20 protein-coding genes are annotated in these 20,934 nt (G+C 64.4%); 14 read left to right on the top strand and 6 right to left on the bottom strand.

Annotated features, from left to right (window positions below; all coding sequences use genetic code 11):
• Window positions 1-56: 56 nt before the first annotated feature.
• The 5 genes from XH98_RS04535 to XH98_RS04515 all read left to right on the top strand — a co-directional run bounded on the left by XH98_RS04535 (window position 57) and on the right by XH98_RS04515 (window position 5,904).
• Window positions 57-821, top strand: a complete 765-nt coding sequence (locus XH98_RS04535) for a tetratricopeptide repeat protein (protein ID WP_271617907.1) — start codon at window positions 57-59, stop codon at window positions 819-821.
• A gap of 134 nt (window positions 822-955) precedes the next feature.
• A complete protein-coding gene (locus tag XH98_RS04530) occupies window positions 956-2,338 on the top strand; it encodes a tetratricopeptide repeat protein (protein ID WP_271617906.1) in 1,383 nt (460 codons plus the stop codon).
• 135 nt (window positions 2,339-2,473) lie between these two features.
• Window positions 2,474-4,384: a propionyl-CoA synthetase gene (locus XH98_RS04525; protein WP_271617905.1), complete on the top strand. Its 1,911-nt coding sequence runs from the start codon at window positions 2,474-2,476 to the stop codon at window positions 4,382-4,384.
• A 322-nt stretch (window positions 4,385-4,706) separates the two neighbouring features.
• Entirely contained in the window at window positions 4,707-4,976 is a 270-nt protein-coding gene (locus XH98_RS04520; protein WP_271617904.1) for a hypothetical protein, read from the top strand.
• A 181-nt stretch (window positions 4,977-5,157) separates the two neighbouring features.
• Window positions 5,158-5,904, top strand: a complete 747-nt coding sequence (locus tag XH98_RS04515; protein ID WP_271617903.1) for an OmpW/AlkL family protein — start codon at window positions 5,158-5,160, stop codon at window positions 5,902-5,904.
• 73 nt (window positions 5,905-5,977) lie between these two features.
• On the opposite strand, the gene XH98_RS04510 is transcribed toward XH98_RS04515, so the two are convergent.
• Window positions 5,978-6,163 (bottom strand): hypothetical protein, encoded by a 186-nt coding sequence (locus XH98_RS04510; protein WP_083514886.1) that lies wholly within the window; start codon window positions 6,161-6,163, stop codon window positions 5,978-5,980.
• Between the two features lie 135 nt (window positions 6,164-6,298).
• Window positions 6,299-6,994: a DUF1013 domain-containing protein gene (locus tag XH98_RS04505; protein ID WP_057759654.1), complete on the bottom strand. Its 696-nt coding sequence runs from the start codon at window positions 6,992-6,994 to the stop codon at window positions 6,299-6,301.
• 258 nt (window positions 6,995-7,252) lie between these two features.
• On the opposite strand from XH98_RS04505, the gene ispH reads away from it, so the two are divergent.
• Genes ispH through rnhA form a run of 3 tightly spaced genes read left to right on the top strand, consistent with a single transcriptional unit; the run spans window position 7,253 to window position 9,672 of the window.
• A complete protein-coding gene (gene ispH / locus XH98_RS04500) occupies window positions 7,253-8,221 on the top strand; it encodes a 4-hydroxy-3-methylbut-2-enyl diphosphate reductase (RefSeq protein WP_271603686.1) in 969 nt (322 codons plus the stop codon).
• 6 nt (window positions 8,222-8,227) lie between these two features.
• A complete protein-coding gene (locus XH98_RS04495) occupies window positions 8,228-9,211 on the top strand; it encodes a homoserine kinase (RefSeq protein WP_271603687.1) in 984 nt (327 codons plus the stop codon).
• On the top strand, window positions 9,208-9,672 hold the full coding sequence (gene rnhA, locus XH98_RS04490) for a ribonuclease HI (RefSeq protein ID WP_057759646.1): 465 nt from the start codon (window positions 9,208-9,210) through the stop codon (window positions 9,670-9,672). Before XH98_RS04495 ends, rnhA begins: the two co-directional genes overlap by 4 nt.
• A 150-nt stretch (window positions 9,673-9,822) precedes the next feature.
• On the opposite strand, the gene XH98_RS04485 is transcribed toward rnhA, so the two are convergent.
• The 4 genes from XH98_RS04485 to XH98_RS04470 form a co-directional block, all read right to left on the bottom strand.
• On the bottom strand, window positions 9,823-10,308 hold the full coding sequence (locus tag XH98_RS04485; protein ID WP_057759644.1) for a peroxiredoxin: 486 nt from the start codon (window positions 10,306-10,308) through the stop codon (window positions 9,823-9,825).
• A gap of 271 nt (window positions 10,309-10,579) precedes the next feature.
• Window positions 10,580-12,265: a long-chain fatty acid--CoA ligase gene (locus XH98_RS04480; RefSeq protein WP_057759641.1), complete on the bottom strand. Its 1,686-nt coding sequence runs from the start codon at window positions 12,263-12,265 to the stop codon at window positions 10,580-10,582.
• Window positions 12,266-12,450: 185 nt separating this feature from the next.
• Window positions 12,451-13,902 carry a D-alanyl-D-alanine carboxypeptidase family protein gene (locus XH98_RS04475; protein WP_271603688.1) on the bottom strand — a complete coding sequence of 484 codons (1,452 nt, stop codon included), beginning with the start codon at window positions 13,900-13,902 and terminating at the stop codon, window positions 12,451-12,453.
• A gap of 176 nt (window positions 13,903-14,078) precedes the next feature.
• Window positions 14,079-15,884 carry a glucan ABC transporter ATP-binding protein/ permease gene (locus XH98_RS04470; protein ID WP_220005066.1) on the bottom strand — a complete coding sequence of 602 codons (1,806 nt, stop codon included), beginning with the start codon at window positions 15,882-15,884 and terminating at the stop codon, window positions 14,079-14,081.
• 304 nt (window positions 15,885-16,188) lie between these two features.
• Between XH98_RS04470 and XH98_RS04465 the strand changes: the two genes are divergently transcribed.
• From XH98_RS04465 to XH98_RS04440, 6 genes are all read left to right on the top strand, one after another.
• Entirely contained in the window at window positions 16,189-16,557 is a 369-nt protein-coding gene (locus XH98_RS04465; protein WP_271603690.1) for a hypothetical protein, read from the top strand.
• 119 nt (window positions 16,558-16,676) lie between these two features.
• Entirely contained in the window at window positions 16,677-17,081 is a 405-nt protein-coding gene (gene hisE, locus XH98_RS04460; RefSeq protein ID WP_057759627.1) for a phosphoribosyl-ATP diphosphatase, read from the top strand.
• Window positions 17,082-17,137: 56 nt separating this feature from the next.
• Window positions 17,138-17,719 (top strand): YqaA family protein, encoded by a 582-nt coding sequence (locus XH98_RS04455; protein ID WP_271603691.1) that lies wholly within the window; start codon window positions 17,138-17,140, stop codon window positions 17,717-17,719.
• A gap of 38 nt (window positions 17,720-17,757) precedes the next feature.
• A complete protein-coding gene (locus tag XH98_RS04450; protein ID WP_271603692.1) occupies window positions 17,758-18,285 on the top strand; it encodes a hypothetical protein in 528 nt (175 codons plus the stop codon).
• A gap of 29 nt (window positions 18,286-18,314) precedes the next feature.
• Window positions 18,315-19,715 carry an aspartate ammonia-lyase gene (locus tag XH98_RS04445; RefSeq protein ID WP_057759621.1) on the top strand — a complete coding sequence of 467 codons (1,401 nt, stop codon included), beginning with the start codon at window positions 18,315-18,317 and terminating at the stop codon, window positions 19,713-19,715.
• Window positions 19,716-19,961: 246 nt separating this feature from the next.
• Window positions 19,962-20,930, top strand: coding sequence for an NAD(P)H-dependent flavin oxidoreductase (locus tag XH98_RS04440; protein WP_271617902.1), 969 nt, complete (start codon window positions 19,962-19,964; stop codon window positions 20,928-20,930).
• Window positions 20,931-20,934 lie beyond the last annotated feature (4 nt).

Genomic DNA, 20,934 nt, shown 5'->3' with positions numbered 1-20,934 from the left:
CCGGCCGTATGATGGATAGTGCGGCCTCAAGGCAAGACCTTCCAACTGCAACGAGCATGCGTTTTCACAAACTCATTCACATGTCGGCAGCCGTCGTGCTTGCAGCGGTCTCGCCAGGTGCGGCCCGGGCCGCGACCGGCGGCGAGCCGGCAGCCGTCGCGCCGATCGACGTCGCGGCATGCCTCACCGCTGCCGCTGCCGATGACATGGACAAGGCAGGCCCGGCCTGCGCCGCCGTCATCGACAACGACAAGACGGCAAAGCCCGATCTGGTCAAGGCGCTGGTCGCGCGCGGCGCGCTTTATGCCCGGCATGACCAGATCGACCGCGCCGTCGCCGACGACAGCCGTGTTCTGCTGCTCGATCCGACGCTCGCCGACGTCTTCAACGCGCGTGGCGAGCTGTGGCTGAAGAAGGGCGACAAGCCCAAGGCGGTGCAGGACTTCGGCGCCGCGCTTCGGATCGATCCGAACCACGAAAAGGCCAGGGCCAATCACAAGGCCATCGCGCGCGAGCTCGAGCGGATCGGTGCCCAGATGGCAGTGGCCGGCAAGCCGAGCTTCAACTGCGCCGGCGCGCGCCGCCCGGTCGAGAAGGCGATCTGCGCCAATCGCGAGCTCGCGGATCTCGATCGCGAGGTCTATGCCGCCCATGCGCGCGTGCTGCGCGAGGCGCGCGATCCAGGTGAGGCCAAGAAATTCCAGCGCGAGCAGGATGACTTTATTGCTCGTCGGAATGCCGGATTCGGCCGCCCGGGATATGATCTGAAGAAGGCGATGCAGGAACGGCTGCAAAGGCTGAATGGGGTGGACGGGTATTGAGGCCCTCCTCCCCTCCCAGCGTGCGGGGAGAGGTGGCGCTGGCATCGTTCGCCCCTCGCGATCTGCCTTATTTTTGAACCCACACTCCCCCCGCCGCGACAACGGGAAAACCTGATGTCACGGAGCTTTACGCCATGTGCGGCACGCGTTCTTCCGCGCAAATGTCCTCGAGCACACATAGCCGGCTGCGCACTTTCCTCCTCAGCGCCGCGCTCAGCCTTGTCCTCGCCGCCCCGGCATCGGCCGCCGATTGCGTGATGGACAGCAAGGCCGCTCCAGCGGACATCATCTCCGCGTGCGGCGCCATCATCGACCAGACCTCGAATCCGAATTCCGACCGCGTCGCGGCGCTGCTGGTGCGGGCCGATGCCAATGCGCGGATATCCGGCGGCCTCACGCAGGCGCTGCGGGACATCGACCGCGCCATCGCGCTCGACGGCAAGAACGCGCGGGCCTGGCGGCTGCGCGGCAACCTGTTGCGCGAAGCGGGCGGCGATCTCAACCGTGCCACGTCCGATCTCAGCAAGGCGATCGAGCTCGATCCGAAAGATGCCGAAGCCTACGAGCAGCGCGGCGTCGCCTACACCAACCAGCACCGTTACGATCGCGCGATCGCCGATTACGACCAGGCCATCAAGCTGAAGCCGGATGATGCGCAGGCCTGGTCCGACCGCGGCGCGACTTACTACCTCAATGGCGACAACGAGAAGGCGGTTGCCGATCTCAGCGAGGCCCTGCGGCTCGATCCCAACCGGGCGCGCAGCTATACCAATCGCGGTGCCGCCTACAAGAAGCTCGGCCAGCTCGACAAGTCGGTCGCCGACGACAGCGAGGCGATCAGGCTCGATCCGAAAGTGCCTGAGTATTACGACAATCGCGGGCTAACCTACGCTGCGATGAAAGACTACGACAAGGCGATCGCCGATTACGACCAGGCGCTGCGGCTGGCGCCGCGGGCGAACTTCTTCACCAACCGCGGCGATTCCTATCAGTACAAGGGCGAGTTCGGTGCGGCGCTCAGCGACTACGAGGCCGCGCTGAAGCTTGATCCTGACTTCGCGAAGACCTACAACAACCGCGCGGTGCTCTATTCGAAGATGGGCGAGCGCAAGAAGGCGCTGGCCGATTACGAGACCGCGCTGCGGCTCGACCCCGGCAACGCCAATGCCGCAGACGGCCGCCGCACCATGATGGCGGAGATCGCCAGGTTCGGCGCCGAGGCGCCTCACCCGCTGGCCGCGAATTCAGGCAGCGGCCCATCATTCGATTGCGCCTCAGCCAAGCGCGAGGTGGAGAAGGTGATCTGCGCCGATCCGCAATTGGGCGCGCTCGACCGCCAGCTCGCCGAGGCCTATGAGCGCGTGCTGAAATCGATGAGCCGGCGTCAAGCCGCCGGCTTGCGCAAGTCCCAGCACGATTTCCTCGCCACCCGCGACGCCAGCTTCCGCCGCCCTGGCTACGATCTGAAGAAGGTCATGCAGGACCGGTTGCAACGGTTGAATACGATGGAAGGGTAGTTTCAGCTTGAACCGCGGCCCGTTCCCGGGAAAATACCCCTCAAACAAGGTCGGCTTTTGATCCCTGTCATGGCGGAACTGACGTTCCGCCGTCAGGTCAAGGCAAGGCCATCAAAGGGAACGGGAGCGCCGGGAATGAATGTCCAGGGAAAGAGCAGGTATCACGAGGTCCATGCGCGCTCGCTGTCCGATCCCGAAGGCTTTTGGGCTGAGGCGGCCAAGGAGATCGACTGGATCGAGCCGCCGAAAAAGATCTTCGACCCTACGCAGGGCGTCTACGGCCGCTGGTTCGCCGGCGGCGTCGTCAATACCTGCTACAACGCGCTCGACCGCCACGTCGAACGCGGCCGCGCCGACCAGGTCGCACTGATCCACGATTCGCCGCTGACCGGCTCGGTCACCAAATTCACCTATGCCGAGCTGCTGACTGAGGCGCAGGTGCTCGCCGCGATCATGCAGGATTTTGGCGTCGCCAAGGGCGACCGCATCATCCTCTATATGCCGATGGTGCCGGAGGCCGTGGTCGCGATGCTCGCCTGCGCGCGCATCGGCGCGGTGCACTCTGTGGTGTTCGGCGGCTTTGCCGCCAAGGAACTCGCGACCCGCATCGACGACGCACAGCCAAAGCTCATTCTCTCGGCGAGCTGCGGCATCGAGCCCGGCCGCATCGTGCAGTACAAGCCGCTGCTGGACGAGGCGATCAAGCTGGCGTCCGCCAAGCCAAAGGCCTGCATCGTGCTGCAGCGTCCGCAGCTGACGTGCGACCTCACGCCGAAGCGCGACTATGATTGGGCGAGCCTGCGCCGCAAGGCGATGAACGAGGGCAAGAAGGCGCCTTGCGTGCCGGTCGCTGCGACAGATCCGCTCTACATCCTCTACACCTCGGGCACGACAGGCATCCCCAAAGGCGTCGTGCGCGACAATGGCGGGCATATGGTCGCGGTGAAGTGGTCGATGTTCAACCTCTATGGCGTCAAGCCGGGCGAGGTCTGGTGGTGCGGCTCCGATATCGGCTGGGTGGTCGGCCACAGTTACATCGTCTACGGCCCGCTGCTGCATGGCGCGACCTCGGTCATGTATGAGGGCAAGCCGGTCGGCACGCCGGATGCCGGCGCGTTCTGGCGCGTGATCTCCGAGCACAAGGCGGTCGCGCTGTTCACCGCGCCAACCGCCTTCCGCGCGATCCGCAAAGAGGACCCGGACGGAAAATTCATCCGGCGATATGACCTGTCGAAATTCCGCACGCTGTTCCTCGCCGGCGAGCGCGCCGATCCGCCGACGGTGGAATGGGCGGAGCAGCAACTGAAGGTGCCTGTGATCGACCATTGGTGGCAGACCGAGACCGGCTGGTGCATTGCCGGCAATCCGGTCGGCCTCGGCCAATTGCCGGTGAAGCATGGCTCGCCGACGGTGCCGATGCCGGGGTATCAGGTCGACGTAGTGGATGAAGCCGCAAAGCCCGTGCCGGCGAATAGCATGGGCTCGATCGTGATCAAACTGCCGATGCCGCCGGGCTGTTTGCCGACGCTGTGGAATCAGGATGAACGCTTCAAGGAGGCGTATCTCAGCGAATTTCCCGGCTACTACAAGACCTCGGACGCCGGTTACAAGGACGAGGACGGCTACGTCTTCGTCATGGGGCGCACCGACGACATCATCAATGTCGCCGGCCACCGCCTCTCCACCGGCGGCATGGAAGAGATCCTGGCTTCGCACCCGGATGTCGCCGAATGTGCCGTGCTCGGCGTCAAGGATGCGATCAAGGGCGAGGTGCCCTGCGGCTTCCTGGTGCTGAAGGCCGGCGTGAAACGCTCTCCTGGTGAGATCGAAAAGGAGATCGTCGCGCTGGTGCGCGACAAGCTTGGCCCCGTCGCCGCCTTCAAACTGGCCATCACCGTCGGCCGCCTGCCCAAGACGCGCTCGGGCAAGATCCTGCGCGGCACCATCAAGAAGATCGCCGACGGCGAGGACTGGACCATGCCGGCCACGATCGAGGACCCGAAGGTGCTGGACGAGATCGGCGAGGCGCTGAAGGGGAGGGTGTGACGCAAAGCGGCGAGCCGGCGAGGGGCGGGGCTGTGGCTCCGATCTCAGGTGTCAACACCCGCGAAGGCGAGTGATCCAGTAATCGACGGCCGTTGTGTGAGCCATGACCGCCGCGGCGTCCTGGATTCCCCGCCTGCCGTCTGCAAAAGCTCCGGCGCGCCCAAGACCGAAACCTCGGCGAAGCCTTGGCGTAGCCAGCCTTGACGTAGCCAGCCTTGGCGTAGCCAGGTCGCGGGGAATGACAGGGAGTGAGGAACAGCGTCCTCGGACTTACAATCTCCTCATTCCCAGCTAAACAGGGCCGGCCAACAGGGGACCTGCTATGTCACTCGCCACCGCGCCGCGGCTGCTCGTTACCGTGGGCTTCGCCCTCGCTCTCTCCGCCTGTGCGGGGCGTTACCAGACGCCGACCGCGATGGGTGGCGACGACGACGATGCGGTGTGCCAGGGCCGCGGCCTCGCGGTCGGCTCGCCGGAATATGTGGCCTGCCGCAAGGATCGCGACGTCCAGCGCAATGCGGCGCTCGCCCGCTCCGACCGCCGCCAGCGCGATCTTGGCGAATACATGCTGAACCATCCGGAGCGGCCCTGACATCGGCTGCGGTACTATCCTGCGCGCGACGGCTGGCCTTGACGTGACTCATCTGCAACGCCACGGCCAAATCGTGTCGCGCCTGTCCTGATTTGATCGGCATCAAATCCTTCCCCAGCGCCTTTCTGCTCTGACCCTGATGTCGCGCAACGAAGCGCGCTTATGGTTGAAGGGGATTGAAATGCAGAGAACGATAAGAAACTTGGCGCGGCTGGCGGCGCTTGGCGCCGCCTTCGCGGCGGCTGTTGAGGTCGCGCAGGCGGCCGACTTGCCCGTCTACACGAAGGCCCCGCCGCCGGCAGAGAGTTTCAATCCCTGGATGATACGCCTGCGCGTGCTCGGCGTCCTGCCGGATGCCGGCGGCTCGACCGTCAATGTCGCGGGCGTCCCGACGCTGTCGTCGCCGAATTCCGGTCTGTCGATCAGCAACCAGGCTGTGCCCGAGCTCGACATCAGCTACTTCTTCACGAAGAACATCGCGGCCGAGCTCATCCTCGGCGTCACCAGGCATTCCATCAGCGGCACCGGTTCGCTCGCCAACCTGCCGATCGGCAAGACCACGCTGCTGCCGCCGACGCTGACGCTGCAATATCACTTCGACAATTTCGGTGCGTTCAAGCCCTATATCGGCGCCGGTGTGAACTATACGGTGTTCTTCAACAACTCGGCCGCCAACACCCCCGCCGCCATCGTCGGTCCGCCCGCCATCGTCGCCACCACGACTGCGCTGCATGTCAGCAACCAATGGGGCGGCGCCGTGCAGTTCGGTTTCGACTACATGCTCGACCGGCACTGGGGCCTCAACGTCGACGTGAAGAAGCTCTGGCTGCGTCCAGATTATTCGGCGACCGTCAGCGGCCTGCCCGTGACGGGCACCGCACATATCGACCCATGGCTGGTCGGAGGCGGCGTTACCTACAAGTTCTGATGACGTTTCGCGGTGCCGGGACAACCCCGGCGCTGCGACCTTGTCGTCGTTCGCCGCGGCGAGGGGCGCGCGGCTATCTCGCATGCATGGTTCGCGGATGCCGCTCGTGCAAGAGCTTCGCCAATGCGTCGCGATCCTCCGGGCGGTCTTTGACGGCAATTTCGAAAAGGGCTTCCTGGACATCGCGGGGCATATCGCCCCACACAGCCAGAGCAGCGCGCCCCAGCATCAGCGCAAAATGGTCTTCGTCATCCCGCATTGCTGATCCTCCGCGTTGAACACAATGCGAGGTCAGCCGCAACGTTCCCTGCGCGAGCCTGCGAGGGTTCGGTTGCGCAAAATAAAACGCGGCGGATCGCTCCGCCGCGTTCGAACCGGATGCGAGGGAGGGAGCCTACTCCTCCTCTTCCTCGTGCTTCTTGCCGCCGAGGGTCTTGAGCTTGGCGAACACGGCGTCGACGTTGAGGTCGTCGCTCGACTTCTCCGACGACTCGTACTCGTCCTTCTTGGTGGTCTCGGACGCCGGCAGCAGGGTGGCGCCGCCGTAGTTGGCGTCAACAGGCTTTTCCTTGGCGGCGCGCGCCACTTCGAAATCGAGCTCGATCTGCGAGCAAAGGCCGAGGGTCACCGGGTCGATCGGGGTCAGCTGCGAGGTGTTCCAGTGGGTGCGGTCGCGGACGCTGGCGATCGTGCTCTTGGTGGTGCCGACCAGGCGCATGATCTGAGCGTCCTTGAGCTCGGGATGGCTGCGCAGCAGCCAGAGGATGGCGCTGGGACGTTCGTGACGGCGCGATACCGGGGTGTAGCGCGGGCCCTTGCGCTTGGGCTGGGGCGGCAGCACGACCTTGCTCTCCTGGAGACGGAGCCGGTAATCCTGGTTCTTCTCGCCCTTCTCGATTTCCTCGCGGGTCAGCTGGCCGTTGGAAATCGGGTCCATGCCCTTGATGCCCTGGGCGGCGTCGCCGTCGGCGATCGCGCGCACCTCGAGGGGATGCATCTTGGTGAAATCGGCGACCTGGTCGAAGGTCAGCGCGGTGTTGTCGAGCAGCCAGACGGCGGTCGCCTTGGGCATCAGAGGTGCGTTGCTCATGGCAAATCTCCTTTGTGCTTCGCCCACCCCCTCAGGAGGCGAAACCGGTGGTCATCAGCGATGACAGGGAATTCGCGCTATATAAGCCCGGAGGGGGTAGCCACGCAATGGTTCTGCTATAGATAGTGCCTTGACAGCGTCTGAAAGGGGGCCCAATTCCCTCTGAAGCCGCCGTAGGCCCTTAAGCTTTAGCCCCTATTCCATCCACCGACCGTCTTCCGCCCGTATTGCCGGGTGATTCGGTCCCGAGATCGCTCAATGTCAGCCAAACCAGACCTCAAGATCGTGCTTTGTTCTCCCCGCGGCTTCTGCGCCGGGGTGGTCCGGGCGATCGACACCGTGGAACGGGCGCTCGATAAGTATGGCGCCCCCGTCTATGTTCGCCATGAGATTGTGCACAACAAATATGTCGTCGACGGGTTGAAAAAGAAGGGCGCCATCTTCGTCGAGGAGCTGGCGGAGATCCCGGAGAACACGACCGCGCCGGTGGTGTTCTCGGCCCATGGCGTGCCGAAGTCGGTTCCCGCCGACGCCCAGTCCCGCAATCTTTTCTCGCTGGATGCGACCTGCCCGCTGGTGACCAAGGTCCACCGCGAGGCCGCGATCCACTTCAAGCGCGGCCGCGAGATCTTCCTGATCGGCCATTCGCATCATCCTGAAGTGGTCGGCACGCTCGGCCAGCTGCCGGTCGGCGCGGTCACCCTGATCGAGACCGCCGAGGACGCCAAGACCATCAATCCGAAGGACCCGAACAATCTGGCCTTCGTGACCCAGACCACGCTGTCGATCGACGATACCGCGGAGATCGTGGCGCTGCTCAAGGAGCGCTTCCCGAACATCAACGGCCCGCACAAGGAAGACATCTGCTACGCCACCACCAACCGCCAGCTCGCGGTGAAGAAGGTGGCGCCGGTGGTGGACGCCCTGATTGTGGTCGGCGCGCCGAACTCGTCGAACTCACAGCGCCTGCGCGAGGTCGCCGAGCGCGAGGGCTGCAAGATCGCCGTGCTGGCGCAGCGCGCCGCCGACATCGACTGGACCAAGTTCGGCAACATCACGAGCCTCGGCATCACCGCGGGCGCGTCGGCGCCGGAAGTGATCGTCGAGGAGATCATGGACGCCTTCGCCGAGCGCTACACGCTGCATGTGGAGACGGTCTCGGCCGCGGAAGAGAACGAGTTCTTCCCGCTGCCGCGCCAGGTGCGCCCCGAAGCCGCCGCCGAGTAGTCTTGCATGGCGGTCTACACCGACGTTGCCGCCGACGAGCTTGCGGATTTCCTGAAGCAATACGATCTCGGCGAACTGCTCTCCTACAAGGGCATCGCCGAGGGCGTCGAGAACACCAATTTCCTGCTGCATACGACCAAAGGGTCGTTCATCCTCACGCTCTACGAAAAGCGCGTGGCGAAGAACGATCTGCCGTTCTTCCTCGCGCTGATGACGCATCTGGCCGAGCACGGCGTGAGCTGCCCGTTGCCGGTGAAGGCCAGGGATGGCGAGCCGCTGCACGAGTTGCAGGGACGGCCCGCCGCCATCATCACTTTTCTCGAAGGCATCTGGCCGCGCAAGCCGAACGCTGTGCATTGCGCCGGCGTCGGCGAGGGCCTCGCCCGCATGCATCTGGCCGGCGCCGATTTCGCGATCAAGCGGGCCAACGCGCTGTCTGTCGCGGGTTGGCGGCCGCTGTTCGATGCAGCGGCGGATCGCGCCGACGAGGTGCAGCCGGACCTGCGCGCGTTTCTTTCGGCCGAGCTCGACTATCTCTCGGGCGGCGTCTGGCCGACCAATCTGCCCGAAGGCGTGATCCACGCCGATCTCTTCAACGACAACGTCTTCTTCCTCGGCGACAAGCTGTCGGGCATCATCGACTTCACCTTCGCCTGCAACGACATGCTGGCCTATGACGTCGCGATCTGCCTGAACGCCTGGTGCTTCGAGCCGGATCATTCCTTCAACGTCACCAAAGCGCGCGCCTTCCTCAACGCCTACGGGCGGGTGCGCAAGCTTTCCGAGGCCGAAGAGGCCGCGCTGCCGCTGCTGGCGCGCGGCGCCGCGATCCGCTTCCTGCTGACGCGGCTGGTCGACTGGCTCAACGTGCCTCCCGGCGCGCTGGTGAAGCCGAAGGATCCGCTGGAATATTTTCGCAAGCTGCGCTTCCATCAGAGCGTCTCCAGCGCGCGGGATTATGGGCTGATGCCGTCAGGACTGGTCGCGTGAGCGAGCTCCCCAATGTCACGATCTTCACCGACGGCGCCTGCTCGGGCAATCCCGGGCCCGGCGGCTGGGGCGCGATCCTGAAGTTCGGCGACAAGGAAAAAGAGCTGAACGGCGGCCAGCCGCACACCACCAACAACCAGATGGAGCTGATGGCGGCGATCTCCGCGCTCGAAGCGCTGAAGAAGCCGTGCACCGTCGATCTCTACACCGACAGCCAGTATGTCCGGCAGGGCATCACCGGCTGGATCCACGGCTGGAAGCGCAACGGCTGGCGCACCGCCGACAAGAAGCCGGTGAAGAACGTCGAGTTATGGCAGCGCCTCGATGCGGCGCTGAAAGCGCACCAGGTGCGCTGGCACTGGGTCAAGGGCCACGCCGGCCACCCGGAGAACGAACGCGCCGATCAATTGGCGCGGGACGGGATCGTAAAGGCGAGGCTGCAGCAGCGGCTGGCGGAGTAGGGCGCGCCGTTGCTCCACCCCCAACTGTCATCGCCCGCGAAGGCGGGCGATCCAGTATTCCAGTGATTCAGCCGAGAGGTCTCGGCGTACTGGATGCCCCGGTCAAGCCGGGGCATGACAGTGTCGTTTGTGGCTAGCCGCGCAAAAAACTTACAGCTGCCCCAGCAGCGTATCGCCGCCCGACACCTCGACCTTGCCGGGCATCGCCTCGAGGTTCAGCTTCTTGACCACGCCGTCCTCGACCAGCATCGAATAGCGCTTGGAGCGGATGCCGAGGCCGTTGGCGGAGGCATCGAGCTCCATGCCGATTGCCTTGGTGAAGTCGGCATTGCCGTCGGCGAGGAAGATCGCCTCGTCACGCTGGTCGGTGTCGCGCTTCCAGGCATTCATGACGAAAGCGTCGTTGACAGAGACGATCGCGATGGTGTCGACGCCCTTGTCCTTCATGGCGTAGGCGTTGAGGAAAATGCTCGGCAGATGCATCTTGTGGCAGGTGCCGGTGTAGGCGCCGGGCACGGCGAACAGCGCCACTTTCTTGCCCTTGAAGATATCGTCGGTGGTCTTCACCTGCGGACCTTCCGCCGTCATCACGCGGAATTTCGTCTCGGGCAGCTTGTCGCCAACTTGGATCGCCATGGTCGTTTCTCCATTGAAAGAGGCCGGCAGAGTTTCTAGAGCATTTTACCGCCGGAGGAAACGGATTCACTGCGCTGTGATCATGCGCATCTGCGGCTACATCTTCGGTGTCGTCCCGGCGGAGGCCGGGACCCATAACCACAGGGGCAGGTTTGGCGAAGACTCGTCGTCCGGTACAGCTACCATACGCAACCGATAGATTTCGCGGTATGGGTCCCGGCCTTCGCCGGGACGACGTGAATCCCCGATGCGTCGGCGCAGAGCGTCAGTCCTATGCCGCCTGGGCCTTCTTCTGGTCGCGTAGCTCGCGGCGGAGGATCTTGCCGACATTGGTCTTGGGCAGGTCGGTGCGGAATTCGATGTGCTTGGGCACCTTGTAGCCGGTGAGCTGCTCGTGACAGAACTTGATCACGTCCTCGGCCGTGAGGTTCGGATCCTTCTTCACCACAAAGGCCTTCACCGCTTCGCCCGATTTGGCGTCGGGGATACCGATCACCGCGCATTCCAGCACGCCCGGATGGCTCGCGATCACTTCCTCGATCTCGTTCGGGTAGACATTGAAGCCGGAGACCAGGATCATGTCCTTCTTGCGGTCGACGATCTTGGTATAGCCCTTCTCGTCCATGATGCCGATGTCGCCGGTGCGGAAATAGCCGTCCGCGGTCATCACCTTGGCGGTCTCTTCCGGCCTGTTCCAGTAGCCGGCCATCACCTGCGGGCCCTTGGCGCAGATCTCGCCCGGTTGGCCGAGCGGCACCTCGTTGCCCTCGTCGTCGCGGATCGAGATGTAAGTCGACGGCACGGGAATGCCGATGGTGCCATTGAACTCGGCATTCGTCGCGGTGTTGCAGGTCAGCGTCGGCGAGGTCTCCGACAGACCGTAGCCCTCGGCGATCGAGCAGCCCGTGATCGCCTTCCACTGCTCGGCCACCGGACGCTGCACGGCCATGCCGCCGCCGTTCGAGATCTTCAGCTTGGAGAAATCGAGCTTCTTGAAGTCAGGGTGATGCATCAGGCCGTTGTAGAGCGTGTTGACGGCCGGGAAGCTATTGACCTGGTATTTTGCCAGCTCCTTGATGAAGCCCGCGATGTCGCGCGGGTTCGGGATCAGGAGATTGCAGCCGCCGGCACGCACCGCGAGCAGGTAGCAGGCCGTCAGCGCGAAGATGTGATAGAGCGGCAGCGCGCACACGATCATCAGCTGCTCGACATGCGGCGGCTGAGCCAGCGCCGGCTGCAGCCAGGCGTCGTTCTGCAACACGTTGGCGACGATGTTGCGATGGAGCAGCGTGGCGCCCTTGGAGACGCCGGTCGTGCCGCCGGTATATTGCAGGAAAGCGACGTCGCCAGGCGACAGTTTGGGCTTGTTGAAGGTCTGGCCGCGGCCCGCCGCGAGCGCATCGTTGAAGGACACTGCGCCCGGCAGCGCGAAGGCCGGCACCATCTTCTTGACGCGGCGGACGACGAGATTGACGATCACACCCTTGAAGCCGAGCAGATCGCCCATGCTGGCGACGATGACGTGCTTGACCGGGGTCTTCGCAATCACCTGCTCGACGGTGTGGGCAAAGTTCTCCAGCACGATGATGGCTTCGGCGCCGGAATCCTTGAGCTGATGCTCGAGCTCGCGCGGGGTGTAGAGCGGGTTGACGTTGACCACGGCAAAGCCGGCACGCAGCACGGCTGCGGTGGCCACGGGGTATTGCAGCACGTTCGGCATCATGACGGCGACGCGGGCGCCGCGCTGCAGGCCGCGGCCCTGCAAATAGGCGGCGAGCGCCAGCGACATCTGGTCGAGGTCGCGATAGGTGATCGCCTTGTCCATGCAGATGAACGCCTTGCGGTCGGCGAACTTCGCAAAGCTCTCCTCCAAGAGATCGACCAGCGATGCGTATTGCGTCGGCTCGATATCAGCGGGCACGCCGGGCGGATATTGCTTGAGCCAGATGCGCTCCATGGAAACTCCCCTCTCTTAACGTCAGTGCCCGTTGTGTCCCGGGCTGCCTCATTGCCGCCAGTATCGAGCCTGCCGGAACGGCTGGCAAGCGGTCGAGGCTTAGGGCAAAGGCCGGGAGGTGGCCACTGGAATCGTCGCAAGTCGCTGCCGCAGGTGCGAAGTGCGGCCGGGCCTGGAGCGTTAACCTAGCTGTTGTTGGGCGCGGGCTTCGACGCAGGCTTTGTCGCGGCCTTGGGTTTTGCAGGTTTGGCAGCCGGATCGCCGCTCGCCGCCGCCTTGTCCGCAGCGGGCTTGTTGGCAGCAGGCTTGTTCTCAGCAGGTCTGGCCGCGGCATGCTTGCTCGCGGCCGGCTTTGCCGCGCTCTTTGCATCACTTTTTGCCGTGGCGTCGGGCTTGGCGGCTGCCGTCTTGGCTTCGCTGCCGGCGTCGGGCCTCTTGGCCACGCGCGATTTCTTGCCACGCGCCTTCGGCGTGGCCTGCTGGTCGGCGTCGGCTGCGACGGCCGCGACGAGGGCCGCGCCTGTGCGGGTCGGGCCGGTATAGACCACCACGGGCTCCACAGCCTCCGCGGCCGAGGCCATCAGGTCGGACGCCTTCATCAGCGGCGGCTGGAGGCCGGCGGTGAAGAACGTGACCTTGGCTTCGCCGCCGGTCAGAGAGGTCGATCCGCTGCCATTGGTCGCGATCAACGCATCATCGTCGTCGCTGGCCGGATGTTTGCGGTGACCACCGCACATCTCCTCACGCAGGTTCGGCGGCGAGGCATCGACGGGCACGAGGTTTTCGACAGTGCCGAGCGAGGGGCGCAGCCACGACAGATTGTCCTGGCTGAAGCCGCGCTCGAGCAGCTGCGCCGCCTTCACCGCGCGCGCGGTGCCGGAATTGGCGCCGAGCACCACCGCGATCAGGCGGCGGCCGTTGCGCGTGGCCGAGGCCACGAGGTTGTAGCCGGAGGCACAGATGAAGCCGGTCTTGAAACCATCGGCGCCGGGATAGCGGCCGATCAGCTTGTTGAAGTTCGGCGTGATCCGCTTGCCGAAGCGGATCGCCGGGATGTGTACGAAGTACTCGTATTCGGGCAGGTCGCGGAGGAACGAGCGGGCGAGAATGCCGAGGTCGCGCGCCGAGGTGACGTGTCCGTCCGCGGGCAGCCCGTTCGGATTGACGTAGTTGGTCTGCGTCATGCCGAGCTTCTTTGCGGTGTCGTTCATCATCACCGAGAAGCCGTCGATCGATCCGCCGAGGCCTTCGGCCAGCACCACGGCCATGTCGTTCGCCGACTTGACCATCATCATCTTCAGCGCGTTGTCGACGGTGAGCTGTGTTCCCGGACGCAGGCCCATCTTCGAGGGCGACTGCGAGGCGGCCGTCGGCGACACCGTCAGCAGCGTGTCGAGTGTGATCTTGCCGTCCTTCACGGCCTTCAGCGTCACATAGGCGGTCATGATCTTGGTGACGGAGGCCGGATACCAGGGAATGGTGGCGTTCTCGGCCTGCAGCACCTTGCCGCTGTCGGCTTCGATCAGCAGCAACGCTTCGGCATTGACGGCGCGCGGCACGACAAGCGCACCGACGGCGAGCGCCGCGGCGAACAGGTTGAACAGGGATTTGCGAAGCAGCGGGCGAAAGGCGTGCACTATCCGATTCCGGTCCTTGGAGAGCCGCTGGTTCCACGCGGTTCTCGTGATCTGACGTTCGGTTTTGAAATCCAGCGCCGCCGCTCGCGGCAGCGCAAACCTATACCGGCTCGTGCGTCGAGAATAGGGGCTTCAAGGCGGTATTCCGCAATGAAATAGGCCGAATTTCGACAGTGCTACGGGGACTTGACGGCAGCGGAAGCTGCCTCCGCGGCACTTGCGCTGCCCCGCGCGGCCTGGGCTTGTTCCTGCACCATGAACTGGGCTCTGGCGAGCTCGGCAAAATGGCCGCCTTTGGCGACGAGTTCATCGAAAGTTCCGCTTTCGATCACCCGCCCGTTCTCGAACACCAGGATCCGCGTGGCATTGCGGATGGTGGAGAGGCGGTGGGCGATGACGAAGGTGGTGCGGCCCTTCATCACTTCATCGAGAGCGGCGTTCACCTTGGTCTCGGTCACGGCATCGAGCGCGCTGGTCGCCTCGTCCAGAATCAGGATCGGCGGGTCCTTCAGCAGCGCTCGTGCGATCGACAGTCGCTGCCGCTCGCCGCCGGAGAGCATGCGGCCGCGCTCGCCGGCATTGGTCGCAAAGCCGCCGCTGCGCTCGATGAAGTCGAGCGCCTGCGCGCGCTCCGCCGCCTTGCGCATCTCGGCTTCGGTCGCATCCGGCTTGCCGACGCGTAAGTTCTCCTCGATCGAGCGGTTGAACAGCAGCGCTTCCTGGAACACGACGCCGATATTCCGCCGCAGCGATGTCAGCGTCACGCCGCGCACGTCCATGCCGTCGATCCTGATGAAGCCGGATTGCGGATCGAAGGCACGGTGCAGCAGCGCGATCGCGGTCGACTTCCCGGCGCCGGTCGGGCCGACCAGCGCGATGGTCTGGCCAGGCAGTGCGGTGAAGGAGAGATCCTCGACCGCAGGCCGTTTGCCGTCATAGGAGAAGGTGACGTCGTTGAATTCGACGAGGCCGGAGAGCCGGCCTGCATCGATCGCGTCCGGTCGGTCGTGCACCGCGGGCACGGCATCGAGCACATTGAAGAACTCGCGCAGGCGCGGTGCCTCCATGAAGACGCTGTTGATGAAGCTCACCACCTGCTCCAGCTTCTGGATCAGCAGTGTGGCGAAGCTGACGAACATCACGATCTCGCCGACCGAGGTCAGGCCTTGATCGTGCAGGGCGATGCCGAGCGTGAAGATCGCGAGCACGGTGATGGTGGTGGAGGCGCGTGTGATCACCGTGACCAACGCCCACCACGACAGCACCGGCATTTGCGCCGCGAGCAGCTCGTCGGCGACCGAGCGCAAGCCCTTCACCTCGGATTCGACGCGCACGAAGCTCTGCACCAGCGCGACATTGCCGAGCGCGTCGGAGGCGCGTGCGGAGAGCTCGCTGTAATGCTCCTCGACCGCCATTTGCATGCCGAATGTCCTGCGCACGACGAAGGTTGTCAGGGCGGTGAAGACGACGCAGAGCACGAACAGGAGGATCGCGAGCCGCCAGTTCAGATAGAGCGACAGCGGCAGCAGCACCACGACCGAGAGGATCGCGGCAAAATGCTCACGGAAGAAGCCGAGCCAGAGCCGCCACAGCGCGTCCGTGCCGTTGAGCATGACCTTCATCAGCCGTCCCGAATGGGTGCCGGAATGGAAGGTCAGCGGCAGCTGCAGGATGTGCTCGAAATAGCTGGTCAGCACCGCCTGGCGCTGGCGATGGGAAAGCCGGTCGGCTTGCAGGGCCACGAGCGCGCTGCAGGCGATGGTGAACAGTCCGAAGGCGACCCAGGCGGCGAGGAACGGCCAGGCCGAGTTCGAGCCTGCGACCGTCTTGCCGGAGAGCACGTCGACGATCCGCCCGAACAGCACCGGTTCGGCGAATTGCGAGCCGGCCAGCAGCAGATTGGCGAATGCCAGCAGCCAGCCCAGCCGCGCCTCCTTGCCGAGCAGCTCGAGAACGCGGGTGTAGAGACGGAAAATGGACATGAGGCAGGCGCTGACCCAGGCAGCCGGTATGATGTTGAGATGACATTCTAAACTGGGATCGCCGGCGAGATACAGCGGAAGCTTGTTCTATCCGCCCGATCTGTCGCCGGCGGCGCTGAGAAGCGGCATGCCGGGTTTGCCTGCATCATCTAACCTGAACGGGAGATGAGCGGCGGTTGCGTCACGATCACGCAAGCCCGTTCAGCTTGTGTTGGAATTGGGGAACCTAACTTGGGCAACAGGTGTTTGAGAGCCATGAGCCTGTCTCGAGGCACCAACGAAGGTCCCAAGGAGGGTCCAGGACATGTTTGACCGATTTTCAAAATTTGCCGGCCGCAAGGCCGTTCTCGCCACTGCCGCGGTGCTGGCACTGACCAGTGTCGCCCCCACCGCCTCGTTCGCCGGCGGCCGCCACTGGCATGGCGGCGGCGGCGCGGCCTTTGCCGGTGCAGCGATTGCCGGCGCCATCGGCACGGGCCTCGCGATCGCCGCGACCCGTGATGCCTACGCCTATGATCCGGGTCCGGGCTACTACTACGACAGTGCCCCGGCCTACTACAGCGGCCCCGGCTATGGTCCCAATCATTATTATTATGGACCGGGCTATGCAGAGCAATATGGGGGCTACACCAAGGTCTGCTCCCACGGCTGGTCCGGCTACGCTTGCTATTAATCGGTCGGCCACAAGCCCATCTACAAACAAGCCGGCGCGCTTGTCGCGCCGGCCTGTTTCTTGCTTTTGATTGTCGCGCGTTAACGCGCTCTCCATTGGTTTAGAGTAGTTTTGCGTAAATGAGTGATTCGCTTGAGCGGCTATATCTGGCTGTGCTCGCGGCCAGGGATCTTGATCCGGCAACATCGCGCACCGCCCGGCTGTTTCAGCGTGGGCCCTCCAAAATGGCGAAGAAGCTGGCCGAAGAGGCGATCGAGGTCGTGATCGATGCGGTCAACGGCGACGCCAAGGCCGTGGTCCGGGAAAGCGCCGACCTGCTCTACAATCTCACCGTGCTCTGGGCGTCCGCAGGCGTCCGCCCCGAAGACGTCTGGCGCGAGATGTCGCGGCGTGAGGACATGCTCGGCATCGCCGAAAAGCTGCCGAAGTCGCCGATGAAGCTGCCTAAAGTCGCCTCACCGAGCATCTCCAGGCGGCGGCCTATTGTCGCGCTGGAAGGCCGCGCGGCGCGAAAAAGGCATTAAATCGTCACAAAACTCGCGATGGACAAATCCGTCCCAGGGTGCTTCATCGCGGCGCCATGCTGAAACGTATCTACGACTGGTGCATCGACGCCGCCCACAAGCCTTACGCACTCTGGATCATGGGTGCCGTGGCTTTCGCCGAAAGCTCCTTCTTTCCCGTCCCCCCGGATGTGATGCTGATCCCGATGTCACTGGCGCGCCCGCAACGCGCCTGGGTCTATGCGGCGGTCTGCACGGTCACCTCGGTGGTTGGCGGCCTGCTCGGCTATGCCATCGGCGCGCTGCTGTTCGACTCGGTCGGCCACTGGCTGATCCAGGTCTATGGCCTCGGCGACAAGGTCGACGCTTTCCGCGCCTCCTATGCCCAGTGGGGCGCCATCATCATCCTGCTCAAGGGCTTGACGCCGATCCCCTACAAGCTCGTCACCATCACCTCGGGCTTTGCCGGCTACAATCTCGCTCTTTTCGTGCTGTGCTCGATCGTCGCGCGCGGCGGACGCTTTTTCATCGTGGCGATCCTGCTCAACCGCTATGGCGACTGGATCCGGGAGCGGATCGAGCGGCATCTCGGTCTGTGGGTCGCGCTCGGTGCTGCCGTGCTGGTGCTCGGCTTTGTTGTGGCGATCAAGCTGATCTGAACTTTGCCGCCGCGCCGGCGTCGGCTACGGTTGGTCTCATGATGGTTCGATCCGGCAATCCGGCCGTGCGGCTCGGGACGCTGATGTCAGCAGTGCTGCTCCTGCTCGGTGCCGGCGGGACCGGGTGGGCGCAATCGGTGCCGCAATCGCTCGGCCTGCAGGAGCAGGGGCCTCAGGCCGCGCCGCCGCCCGCCCCCTCAGCGCCGCCCGCGCCAGCGGAAAACCCCGGGCTGATCAATGAAATGGGCAAGCTGTTCGACAAGCTGCCCTCGATCCTGCCGCCGATCAAAAGCCCAAGCGAGGCCATGAACGACCTGTCGCGGCTGGCGACGCCGTCGACCATGGTCTCCGGGCGCGCGGCCTGCCCGATCTCCTCCAACGGTGCGCCCGACTGCAAGCTCGCCGCCAACCAGCTCTGCCAGAGCAAGGGCTACAAGGAAGGCAAGAGCCTCAACACCGATTCCGCCGAGAAGTGCTCGGCCAAGGTTCTCATTCCGGGCAGGCAACGCAAGCCGGATGATTGCCGCACCGATACCGTCGTCACCAGCGCGCTGTGCCAGAACTAGGGACGTCGCGCGAGCAGCAAGGAGCGCCCATGAGCCGTACGGAGCAGGATTTCCTCGGACCGCGTGAGATCGCCGACGACATCTACTACGGCGTCCAGACTATCAGGGGGAAGGAGAACTTCCACATCACCGGCATTCCGATGAGCCAAGAGCCTTACTTCGTGAAGGCGCTGGGTTACGTCAAGAAGGCCGCGGCGATGGCCAATCGCGACCTCGGCGCGATCGACGCCAAGGTCGCCGATGCCATCATCCTCGGCTGCGACCGCGTCATCGCCGGCGACATGATGGATCAGTTCGTCACCGACTTCATTCAGGGCGGCGCCGGCACCTCGACCAACATGAACGCCAACGAGGTGATCGCCAACCTCGCGCTGGAATCGCTCGGCTTCCACAAGGGCGACTACCAGCATGTCAGCCCGAACGACCACGTCAATTACGGCCAGTCGACCAACGACACCTATCCGACCGCGTTTCGGCTGGCGCTGATCCTGCGCCTCGAGAGCTACATGACGGCGCTGCGCCAGCTGCAGGAGGCCTTCTTCGCCAAGGGCCGCGAATTCGACCGCGTGCTGAAGATGGGCCGCACCCATCTGCAGGACGCGGTGCCGATGTCGCTCGGCGCCGAATTCCGCGGATGGGGCACCACGATCGGCGAGGAAGTCGACCGCATCTCGGAGGCGCGCGCGCTGCTGCGCGAGATCAATCTCGGCGCAACCGCGATCGGCACGTCGGTGACGGCGGCGGTCGGCTATCCCAAGCTCGCCGTCAGGCATTTGAGCGCGCTGACCGGCGTCGATTTCATCCTCGCCGGCGACCTCGTCGAGGCGACCTCGGACACCGGCGCCTATGTGCAACTCTCCGGCGTGCTGAAGCGCACCGCGAGCAAGCTGACCAAGATCTGCAACGACATCCGCCTGCTGGCCTCGGGCCCGCGTGCCGGCTTCAACGAGATCAACCTGCCGCAATTGCAGCCGGGCTCATCGATCATGCCGGGCAAGGTCAATCCCGTGATCCCCGAGGTCGTCAACCAGACCAGCTTCCTCGTCATCGGTCTCGACACCACGGTGACGCTGGCGGCATCCGCCGGCCAGCTCCAGCTCAACGTGATGGAGCCGGTGATCTCGTTCGCGCTGTTCTTCTCGATCCGCACCATGGAGCGCGCGGTCAACAGCCTGCGCGAGAATTGCGTCGTCGGCATCACCGCCAATGCGGAGCACACCCGCAACATGGTGCTGAACTCGCTCGGCATCGTCACCGTGCTGAAGCCGCTGCTCGGCTACAAGCAATGCGCCGAGATCGCGCGTGAAGGTTACAAGAGCGGCAAGTCGCTGCACCAGATCGTGGTGACTGAGCGCAAGCTGCTGACGCAGGAGAAATGGGACGAGATGTTCTCGTTCGAGCGGCTGATCAATCCGGATTTGATTTCCTGACGTCATTCCGGGGCGCGCCTCTTGGCGCGAGCCCGGAATCCATTTTGCAACTCGCGCCGAGGCCCGATGGATTCCGGGCGCGACGCTTCGCCTCGCCCCGGAATGACGGGAGAGGAATTCCGTGCGTTGGAATTGCGGGTGCCGCGTCGCGCACGGCGTCACAACGCAATACTTGACAGTGGAAAGATTGCCTTGTTGGTATGGTCCCAACCTCTCATGCCTCTGCCAGCAAAGGATCGCGCCGCAATGTCCATGCCTGCTCTGTTCAAGGGACGCCTGTCGATCCCCGTGATCGGTTCGCCGCTCTTCATCATCTCGGTGCCGGACCTGGTGATCGCGCAGTGCAAGGCCGGCGTGGTGGGCTCGTTTCCGGCGTTGAACGCGCGGCCGCCGGAGCTGCTCGACGAATGGCTGGCGCGGATCACCGAAGAGCTCGCGGCCTATGACCGCGCCCATCCCGACAAGCCGTCGGCGCCGTTCGCGGTCAACCAGATCGTGCACAAGTCGAACAACCGGCTCGATCACGACATGCAACTTTGCGCCAAGCACAAGGTGCCGATGATCATCTCCTCGCTCGGCGCGCGCGAGGAGCTGAACCAGGCCGTGCACGGCTGGGGTGGCATCGTCTTCCACGACGTGATCAATCAAAAGTTTGCCCACAAGGCGATCGAGAAGGGCGCCGATGGCCTCATCCTGGTCGCGGCCGGCGCCGGCGGCCATGCCGGCACCATCTCGCCGCTGGCGTTCGTTGCAGAGACGCGCAAATGGTTCGACGGCCCGATCGCGCTGTCGGGCGCCATCGGCAATGGCAGGGCGATCCGCGCCGCGCGCGTTCTCGGCGCCGACTTCGCCTATATCGGCTCGGCCTTCATCGCGACCAAGGAAGCCAACGCGGTCGACAAGTACAAGGAGATGATCGCGGGCTCGAGCGCCGACGACATCGTCTATTCCAATCTCTTCACCGGCGTGCACGGCAATTACCTGAAGCCGTCGATCCTCGCCGCCGGCATGGATCCGGAAAACCTGCCGACGTCGGATCCCTCGAAGATGAATTTCGGCACCGACGCTTCCGGCGAGCGTGCCAAGCCGAAGGCCTGGAAGGAGATCTGGGGCTCCGGCCAGGGCATCGGCAGCATCGACGGCATCATCCCCGCTGCCGATCTGATCGCGCGCTTCAAGAAGGAATACGACGAGGCGATCGATCCGCCGTTGTGATGGC

It is taken from the genome of Bradyrhizobium sp. CCBAU 51745 (assembly GCF_028128715.1).
GTDB lineage: Bacteria > Pseudomonadota > Alphaproteobacteria > Rhizobiales > Xanthobacteraceae > Bradyrhizobium > Bradyrhizobium manausense.
The sequence above is the reverse complement of the archived record's forward strand: the minus strand, read 5'-3'. Positions and strand labels throughout refer to the sequence as shown.